We start from the raw sequence: 10,332 nt of genomic DNA on the forward strand, positions 1-10,332 counted from the left end.
AAATTTTTTCAAAAAGATAAAAGAAATTACCCCGGAGATGCGCCAAAAACTTTCTCCTTAACAATTAAGTCATCTATAATGCCGCTCGCACACGGCAGCGTCGACCTACTACATAAGAAGTCGACCAGCCCATAAAAATATAGCCGGCCTATGACGCTATTAAATGTAGGGCTACTTGCACAACGCGCAGCCACCTACAGCTTTTATCAGTTGAGCAGAGCGAAACATGCTTCTCTCAAGCCTTAAGTCCAATCAGTAAGCACAGGAGTCAGTAATGACTGACAAGAAAGCACATCTCACGATTGATGGCATTAATACGACGATTGAATTACCTATTTATTCAAGCACTATCGGCCCCGATGTCATCGACGTTACCAGTATTACCAAGAATGGCTTTTTCACATTTGATCCGGGCTTTATGTCCACCGCCTCATGCGAATCAGGTATTACATTTATTGATGGCGAAGAAGGAGTGCTACTCCACCGCGGCTACCCGATTGAACAACTGGCTGTCTCCTCTGATTACCTCGAAACCTGTTACCTCTTATTAAATGGCGAACTGCCAACACCAGCACAAAAAGAAGAATTTACTGCCGCAATCAAGCAACACTCCGCTGTAGACCCCTCCATTGCCAATATCATTAAAAGCTTCAAGCGCGAATCCCATCCCATGGCGATTTTGTGCAGCGCTGTTGCCGCACTCGCAGCGGTTTACAACGACGAAATCGATATTACCAATGAAGCAAGTCGCAAACTAACTGCTTATCGGTTGATTGGCCAAATGCCAACGCTTTCTGCAATGGTTTACAAGCATCGTCAAGGTGAAGAGTTCATCGCACCAGACGACAGCCTCAGCTACGCCGAAAATTATTTGAACATGACTTTTGGCACCGCAGGCAAAGCACCTAACGTGAGCAAAACCATTGCCAAAGCAATGGATCGCATTTTTGTATTGCATGCAGATCATGAACAAAATGCCTCAACATCTACCGTGCGCCTGTCTGGCTCATCAGGCACCAATCCGTTTGCAGCTATAGCCGCAGGGATTTCAACCCTATGGGGACCTGCACATGGCGGCGCCAATGAAGCCGTGTTAGAGATGCTGGAAGAAATTGGTAGCGTTGAAAATATTGAAGCGTGTGTAGCACGCGCAAAAGATAAAACATCTGGTTTCCGCTTGATGGGCTTCGGTCATCGCGTTTACAAAAACTTTGACCCCCGAGCCAAAGTAATGAAACAAACTTGTGATGAAGTATTAGCTGAGTTGGGTTTGGAAAACGATCCACTCTTAGCGATTGCCAAGCGACTGGAACAAATCGCTCTGGAAGACCCCTATTTTATCTCCAAAAAGCTGTATCCAAATGTTGATTTCTATTCGGGCATTATTATGAAAGCAATCGGTATTCCTACCGAAATGTTCACCGTGATTTTTGCACTTGGTCGCGCAGTAGGTTGGTACTCTCACTGGGATGAAATGGTCAGCAGCCCCTATAAAATTGGGCGCCCTCGTCAACAGTACACCGGCAGCCCGAAACGCGATTACCCACAAAAATAATTGCGATTGCAGGTAAACTTAAAAAGGTCGCATTGCGGCCTTTTTTATTATTAAACATAAAGCCTCATCAGAACCATAAAAAAAATCCCGACTGCAACCAGCCGGGATTTGTAGTCAATCAACAAACAAGCTACTTCGGAATATATTTGTTACCGATAACCCAAAGAAAAATTAAAACTTAGAAATTCCAATCTGCCATCAACCAAAACTTATTGGTATCTACCACTTTAGTTGCCGCATCACCCATTGCATATTGAGCATATTTTGCAGTCCAAACCACTGCACCGACTTTTTTCGTGAGGCTAATATCGATTTCATCACCATAGTCTGCGCCACCAAAATCAGCATCGAATTTATGGTAACTAACCATTGCTTGAGCACCCGCAAAGGTCATCCCGAGATTCAAGTATTTATCCTGCAAACCATCTTTTGGGGTTGCCAAAAACTTATCAGCCCAACCATTAAATGCATGCAAAGTTGCCAAGGGAGTTGCAAAACCATAAGCGCCATTATCAGAACCTAACACTTCATACCCCAAGCCAACACTGAAACGAGAAATATTAAAAGTACCCTCAGCGAGCATATAATCCGCATCAAAAAGTTGCTTTGCTCCCGCGTCTTGCTGTGTTGCATATTCCAAATTGTAAGTAAAAGCATCACCTACGGCACCCTGCCAACGCACACCATAGGTATCACTTGTCAGACCAAATTGTGCAATAGGATTTTCTACATCCAATAAGTAGGCATACCCAATTAATTTACCCGCATCAAAACCAGTGTAGCTGGCATTCAATACATGGCTATTCATATTTAAATCACCTAATGCCGCATTTGCTTCACCAAATACACGGTTAACATTTTTGATATAGGCGTAAGTAACGTTGGTATAACGAACTGCTTTGTTGGTCCAAGAAACACCATCATAAGTTTGCTCGTTCTGGCGCCAGCCCACATTACCAATAAAACGTGAATTGTCGAGCACCAAACGTTGGCGCCCATACTTAACTTGATTATTAAAAGTAGTGTATGAAACAAACCCCTGATTAAGTTCAGTTCCAATGGGATCCGCAATTACCGCTTTATTGGTATTCAAAGGATCGTTACCTGCAGTTCGATAACCAATTTCGTTGGTCATCTCACTGACATTATCCATTTCCAGAAAAAATCCGAAACCATTCCATGGACCCGACTGATAAGACAAACGCGATCTTGTTGTCCAAGCATCGGCTTCCTTCTCGCCAGTTTTATTACCCTGCGCATTCAACACATCCTCAGTGACGTCTTCATAACGTGTGCGAAAATTAACTTTTATTACACTGCCCTGCTGCATAGATTCCGTGAATGTTTTTGCAGAGACACCTGGCGCTGCACAAATAAGTGAGCTTACGGCCGCAGCAAGAAGATGAATCGTATTTTTTTTCATAGAACCTTCTCCAAAGTTTTTCGATGTGTGTGTTAGATAATCAGCACCGCGTTAATAAATTTAATTTCAAATTTATTGCTTGTTGTGCACTAAAAATGAAGCTTATTAATTTGCAAGCACAACATGGGGATGACTGATAACTAGTAGAGCAAGGCTTATGCCAATTGATTTTTTAAAGCAGAAACAATGAAACAATTCATTATTTATCAATAGGATATAAATTTTAAAAAAGTCATTTTAAAAAAAATGCATTTTTTTAGCTCGCCCTGTTATAGGGACATGGGATTTTTTAGCGCGCCATTTTCAATCAAATTGGATTATTAACCAGGGCAATTTTGGATCACAAAAATGCACGCCCACTTTTTATCATGCACAATAACGGTTCAAAACAATGGAAAAGGAAAAAAGGTATATTTAGCTGATAAAAAAAGCCGCACTATGTCTGTGCGGCTCTCTGATAATAGTTACCACGCAATAAAGAAAACTAAAGTGCGCTCAAACGTACACTCGCCCCTTGAGCCAAATATTTTTCTATCCGCACATGTGAAAAGGTCACATCCATTTGGCCATTTGCCACCAACGCAAAAGGCTCCAATATCAATGCAAACAGCTCTTGCGGCGTTCTCTTCAGACCAAAATCAGTACCTGCATCAGGATAACATTTAAGGTCAACCATAAGCCTGTGCCATCCGCAACCCGCGATGCTAGTTAACTCTTGCGTAATATCCACCTGCGAATAGCAGGAGGGGCCACAGCCGATTCGCACCCATGCTTTGTGCTCCGGCGCCAGATCTACCTTAATATCCACTACCAATGCCGAGTTGGATTCATAATAATCGCTCAACACCTGTCGATTGGCCGTCGATATGGCCACTAGCCCCTCCCCTGCTCCATTCCACACTGCGCGGCGCGCATCTTCTTGCACATCGCGATCAACACAAGTTACCGTGAGTGTCGTTACACTGGCGACATTGCCATTAAGATTAGTTCGGTCATTATTTTTGCCTTCCAAAATAATGCCATAAGCCCCCATGGGGCGACGATTGAATAGCTCTAACACCGCAGAACTAGCTTCAAAAACGATTCCCTCTTCCGACAAATTATCGCCTAAGGTATCTACATCACCGTATTTCAAACCAAAATCGTAGGCGAACAAAGGATCGTAATCTTTATCACCAATATTTAACGTGCCTTGATCTGGCGACTTAGGCCAGGAAAATGCCAAGCGACCTTGCACTGGGAAATTAATTTGGTCATTAGCATTCTTGAAGATCACATCAGCCACACCGGCACCTTCAGTACCCGGCTGCCAAATTACCGCAAATGCATCGGATGCATTTAATTCGCGGTTAATCCACATGGGGCGACCAGTGACAAACAATGCCACCACGGCAATCCCCTGAGACTTTAATTTCTTAAGCAACTCCAAATCGCTGGTATCACCCGCTTTTAATAGCTGATGCTGAATATCGCCCTGCATTTCAGCGTAGGGATCCTCTCCAAATATAACGATCGCAACATCCGGCTTTTCACTGAAAGTACCATCGACACTTAGAGTGACCTTTCCACCAGCATTAGCAACCGCACTCTGGATACCCGACCACAAGGTAGTCGCGCCAGGAAAATCGGCCATAGTGTTGCCAGTGCCTTGCCAATTGACTGACCAACCACCGGTCTGCTTACTAATATTGTCTGCCCCATCACCAGCCACAAGGATATTCAATTTGGCAGACAGGGGCAGAATATTATTTTTATTCTTTAGTAGTACGATAGATTCCCGTACCGCTTGACGCGCAATGGCGCGATGTTCACGAGCACCGAGCAATTCATCTTTACCCGCAAGTGGGCGCGTAGATGGCAGGCCTTTTTCCCATAGCTTTGCACGCAGTTTGACGCGCAGAATACGACGCACAGCATCGTCAACTCGCGCCATGGGGATAACACCTGTGCGCGCTTGCTCGACTGTATTGCTAAAAAGCTGTTTCCAATCTGGATCAGGCACCATAAAGATATCTAGCCCGGCGTTAATCGCTTGCGGGCAGTTCAATACCGTTGCACCCGCCACAAATCCATGGCCATTCCAATCACCCACCACCAAACCATCAAAACCCATCTGGTTTTTCAGCACGTCGGTCAACAAATAGCGATGTCCATGCATATGCTCGCCATGCCAACCATTAAAAGAGGCCATCACACTTTGAACTCCAGCCTCAATTGCGCTGTAGTAACCCGCTGCATGCACACGAAACAACGTCTCTTCATCATCGAGACAATTGCCGCGATCGATGCCGTTATGGGTGCCGCCATCGGCAATAAAATGTTTTGCAGTTGAAATGACACTGTATTTGGAGAGGAAGCTGGCATCACGCGCATCACCCTGCAAGCCTTCTACCATCATGCCTGCGTATTCGCGCACAAGCTCCGGATGTTCAGAATAGGATTCGTAAGTGCGCCCCCAGCGATCATCTCTTGCAACGGCAACAGTGGGAGAAAAATCCCAATCCAAGCCAGTAACGGCAATTTCAGTTGCCGTAATGCGACCAATTTCTTTTATCAGTTCAGGGTTGCGCGCTGCACCAAGAGCAATATTGTGTGGAAACAAAGTCGCCCCAACGATATTCCCCACCCCGTGTACAGCATCTGTACCCCACATAATTGGAATAGCCAGTTTACCGTCGCTGGTATCCATGGATGCTTGATAATAAGCGTCAGCAATTGCCAGCCAATCCGCCGCTTTTGAATAACGATTGCCATTGGGAACCGAGCCGCCGCCATTTAACACCGAGCCAATGTGGTAATCCTTAACATCTTGCGGTGTCAGGTGGCGAATTTCCGGCTGGATCATCTGCCCCACTTTTTCCTCAAGACTTAACTGCGCGAGCAATTCATCGATTTTCGCCTCAAGCGCTGGATCTTTTTTCACTTTGCTGGTGATACTGGGCCACTGCACGTTTGCAACCTCCGCTGGGGTGTCTAGCTAATAATAGTTAATGTATTGACCGATATCTAAACTGGCATGGCAGCCTAATGGGTGACTCCTATTTAAAGTAGCAGCCATTTGACCATTTAACGGAAGATTCCTTGAGCTCCCCGCTGAGTAATATCTTATCGGGGCGAGAACTTATCTATGCAGAGCACTCATCAGTGAGCGCCCAGTGTGACATCACATTTCTTATGTAATTACGACCACAATACGACTCATATTACTTCCAAGCTCGCGCAAGCTACTACCTAATGACAGCGCTGTCAACCAGTGAATAAACAGTCGACAAGCAGCATTGCAAAAACTCGAAAAAATGACTTGATTGATAGCGTATATGAACAGACCATCCAGAAAGCACCAGAAATGTGCACCGAAAAAATCACCGCACTCACCTAACATATGTCAGCAAAGTGAATTTCCGCCCATTCAGTTTAATGTTATCCTCCCGCGCCTAACCACTACCCAACAACACATACCCCCTATAACTATTTAATCTTCTATATAAAAGAAGTTGAGGAGTCACATGAGCCTGTTACTGGTTGCAGATATCGGCGGCACCAACGGCCGTTTTGGTTTAGTCGAATATGATGCAGAAAATGTTCGCGCAAATGGCCAAATTAATTACACAGCAGAGCGTCAAATAACACTCAAGTGTGCTGAGCATGCCGACATGGCAGCGATGATTAAAGCATGTTGTAGTCAATTTGGAATTGATATTCCCGCCTATGGCTGTCTTGCAATTGCAGGCCCTATTGAAAATGGTCAGGCATCTATGACCAACTTGAATTGGAAGTTCTCTATAGATGGTTTGCGCGATCAGCTGGGCATGAAAACCCTACACGTTATTAACGATTTCGCCTCTCTCGCCTATGCGGTTCCATTTTTACAAGAAAACGAACTCGTCACGCTGTATGAGTCAAACAAATACAACACTGAGGCGCCGATTGTAGTCATGGGGCCAGGCACAGGTTTTGGTATGGCAGCGCTAGTCCCAAGCCAAAACAAATGGAAAATCATTCCTACCGAGGGTGGTCACGCCAGTTTTGCCCCCACCAACGAAAAAGAGCTTGCGATAAAATCATTTTTATTGAAGGAGCAGGCTCACGTATCAGTTGAAAATATTTTGTCGGGCGGTGGCTTAGTGACACTTTATCGCGCACTCGCCCATAACTCGGGAGTTGAAGCAAAACTCTATACTCCCGCTGACGTAAGCACCAAAGGCCTCGCCAATGAAGACCCATTATGCCGCGAAGCAGTGTTAACTTTCTGCGATGTATTGGGTGAAGTGGCTGGCGATAAAGCGCTGTCAGTTGGTGCACGCGGCGGCGTTGTTATCGGCGGAGGAATTACCCCCAAGCTGAAAGATTTGTTGCCCGAGTCTCACTTTCTTGAGCGCTACAAAAACAAAGGCCCGATGGCAGGATATGTCAGCGATATTTCTATTCGCCTGATTGTGAATGACAAAGCTGCGCTAGTTGGCTCTGCCGCTTGGTTAATTCACAACACTCCCGAATTAAAAGCGCATTGATATAGTTCAATATCCTGTTAATAAAAAATGCACCCGCGGGTGCATTTTTTATTTGAGCAACATTTATATTTTCAATGTTTATCTTTGGGCTTAATCAACGGCCCGGTTGACTCGCGAGAGATGATACTGGAGCTCAGCATACTCGCAGGCAATTGAATCTCACGCCCTTTTAATTGCTTAAGCAGCAAATCAGTTGCCTTTTTTGCCATTTGCCGAATAGGCTGACGAATCGTGGTTAATGCAGGCCAAATCTGGTGCGCGACGGGTGTATCATCAAACCCCGCAACCGACAACTGCCCTGGAATTTTAATGCCCATCTGATGCGCCACCATCATTACTCCTGCTGCCATATCATCGTTCGCAGCAAAAATAGCCGTAGGTCGCTGGGCATCGCCCAATAATTTTTTCCCGCACATCTCACCTGATTCAAATGAATTATCGCCCTGCTCCACCAAGCTCTTTTTCAAGGGTATATCGTTTTCTACCAGCGCAGCCTTATAGCCCTCATAGCGCAATGACATAGCGCGGTGATCTGGATGGCCGCAAATAAATCCGATGCGTGTATGCCCCATGGCAATAAGCTGGCAAGTCATATCGTAGGAGGCTTCTTCATCGTTAGTTTCAACATAAGGTGATGCTGATTTATTTTCCGTCGGCGCCACACGCACAAATGGAATATTCATCTTCTTCAGCAAATTGATTACGTTCATATTGTCTGATAGCGGCGGTGTCAACATCACACCATCAACACGCTTCTCCAAAATCATGTCGGTCACATCATTAATCAGATTGGGATCGCGATGAATAGCCGGATGCACCAGAAGTTCATAGCGCTGTGGGCGACAAATTTCCAATACACCTTCTTGAATATCCAATACATAGTGCGCACTTGGGTGACCGTAAATAAGCCCCAACAGATAGGAGCAGTTGCCAGCAAGGCTGCGTGCAGATTGATTGGGGCGATATTCAAGAGCACTAATCGCAGCTTCAACTTTTTCACGCGTAGCGGGACGAACATTGGGCTCGTTATTTACCACACGCGACACCGTTTTCATGGAGACGCCCGCGAGAGCGGCCACGTCGTCGATGGTTGCTTTTGCCACAGGGGTTACCTCTAAGTTGATTTTTATCGCTTTTCTTATCGCACGCTTTTTAATTGCCACGGCCAATTAATTCGTACGCTGCACTCAATCATATAAGTCAAACTGACCATAAGATGGATATTAGATTCCAGATTGTAAACCGGGAACAAACAATGTGACAGCCTAATAGCCTTGGATTATAGTACTGCGCGCTTGACGCAGGCTTTTAATCGGTAATCGTCAATTTAAGACCACGACAAATACAACTATTTTTATAACAAGAGGTAAAAACATGGCCAGCATTCCGCAAGGCTCATCAACGCAACACAGCTCGGTGGACACAGGTAACAATACCGTGCCCCTCATTATTATCACCATTCTGTTTTTTATGTGGGGTCTATTAACATCAATGAATGATGTTTTGATTCCACATTTAAAAAGTGTTTACACATTAAGTTATACCCAGGCGATGCTGGTACAGTTTTGCTTTTTCGGCGCCTATTTTGTTATCTCATTGCCTGCCGGTGCGCTCATTAAAAAGCTCGGTTACCAAAATGGTGCTGTTGCTGGTTTGATTATCGCGGCATCAGGCTGTGCTTTGTTTTATCCCGCCGCCACCAGTGGTTACGCCATTTTCCTACTTGCGTTATTTGTGCTTGCATCTGGCATTACCATTTTACAAGTTGCTGCAAACCCCTATGTCACCATACTTGGCCCAGCCAGAACCGCATCCAGTCGCTTAACATTGACTCAAGCATTTAACTCTTTGGGAACCACCATCGCCCCTTGGTTAGGTGGAATTTTAATTCTCGGTGGAGCAGTTTTAACTGCCGACCAGCTCAGTTTGTTACCTGCAGCAGAAGTTATTGAATACCGCGCAAAAGAAGCAGCTACAGTTCAAGGCCCCTATCTAGCACTTGCTGCTGCATTACTCGGTTTGGCATTATTTTTTGCTTTCGCTAAATTGCCAAAAATTCAGCACGAAGATACACCCGGCGTATCTGGTGATATGGCATCTAATAAAGAATCTGCACTTTCACATAAGCATTTAGTATTGGGCGCGATCGGAATCTTTTTGTATGTTGGCGCAGAAGTAGCCATCGGCAGTTTATTGATTAACTTTTTTGGCGAAGAAAATATCGCCGGTCTGAAAGAAGCAGACGCAGCTCACTTGGTAAGTTATTACTGGGGCGGTGCAATGATTGGCCGCTTTATTGGTTTTGCAGTAATGCGCTATATCAGCCCGGGTAAAACCTTGGCATTCAACTGCATCTGTGCTGTCTTGCTGGTTTTAACTGCCACTTTCAGCGAAGGCAAGCTGGCCATGTGGGCCATTATCGCTGTTGGCTTGTTTAACTCCATCATGTTTCCAACCATTTTCAGTATGGCACTACACAACCTAGGCAAGTTTACCGGCCAAGGTTCTGGCGTTTTGTGCATGGCAATTGTTGGCGGCGCGCTTGTGCCACTACTTCAAGGGGCTTTGGCTGATATTTTTGGCCTGCAAATTTCCTTTTTGTTACCTGCTGCTTGCTACCTGTACATTATGTATTTTGGTATTAAGTATGCGGGCATCTACAAAACAGCACCAGATTCCGAACCAGCACATCTCTAGTTTTTGATAATTAAATGGGCGCTACAGCGCCCATTTCAGACCGCTGACAAACCCCTAGCCAAACGCTGGGGGTTTTTATTTAATGGCAGCACATTATTTTGCGATGACTGCCATGCTCAAAGAACCCGCTCCGCGCCAACACACAC

Annotated in this window: 6 protein-coding genes; 3 read left to right on the forward strand and 3 right to left on the reverse strand. The window is 45.2% G+C overall.

The window, feature by feature from the left end; genetic code table 11:
* Positions 1–274 precede the first annotated feature (274 nt).
* Positions 275–1,555, forward strand: coding sequence for a citrate synthase (locus AC2CG4_RS16735; RefSeq protein ID WP_062067391.1), 1,281 nt, complete (start codon positions 275–277; stop codon positions 1,553–1,555).
* A 178-nt stretch (positions 1,556–1,733) separates the two neighbouring features.
* Here the strand turns inward: AC2CG4_RS16735 and AC2CG4_RS16740 are convergent, their stop codons facing one another.
* Positions 1,734–2,978, reverse strand: a complete 1,245-nt coding sequence (locus tag AC2CG4_RS16740) for an alginate export family protein (protein WP_484487352.1) — start codon at positions 2,976–2,978, stop codon at positions 1,734–1,736.
* A gap of 484 nt (positions 2,979–3,462) precedes the next feature.
* A complete protein-coding gene (locus AC2CG4_RS16745; protein ID WP_484487353.1) occupies positions 3,463–5,928 on the reverse strand; it encodes a glycoside hydrolase family 3 protein in 2,466 nt (821 codons plus the stop codon).
* A gap of 556 nt (positions 5,929–6,484) precedes the next feature.
* Here AC2CG4_RS16745 and glk point away from each other — a divergent pair.
* Complete coding sequence (gene glk / locus AC2CG4_RS16750) at positions 6,485–7,489, forward strand: glucokinase (protein WP_484487354.1); 1,005 nt, start codon at positions 6,485–6,487, stop codon at positions 7,487–7,489.
* A gap of 71 nt (positions 7,490–7,560) precedes the next feature.
* Here glk and AC2CG4_RS16755 read toward each other — a convergent pair whose 3' ends face one another.
* Complete coding sequence (locus AC2CG4_RS16755) at positions 7,561–8,592, reverse strand: LacI family DNA-binding transcriptional regulator (RefSeq protein ID WP_484487355.1); 1,032 nt, start codon at positions 8,590–8,592, stop codon at positions 7,561–7,563.
* Positions 8,593–8,863: 271 nt separating this feature from the next.
* On the opposite strand from AC2CG4_RS16755, the gene fucP reads away from it, so the two are divergent.
* Positions 8,864–10,186 carry an L-fucose:H+ symporter permease gene (fucP, locus tag AC2CG4_RS16760; RefSeq protein ID WP_484487356.1) on the forward strand — a complete coding sequence of 441 codons (1,323 nt, stop codon included), beginning with the start codon at positions 8,864–8,866 and terminating at the stop codon, positions 10,184–10,186.
* The last annotated feature ends 146 nt before the right edge of the window (positions 10,187–10,332 follow it).

This window comes from Cellvibrio sp. ATLC23 (assembly GCF_057196725.1).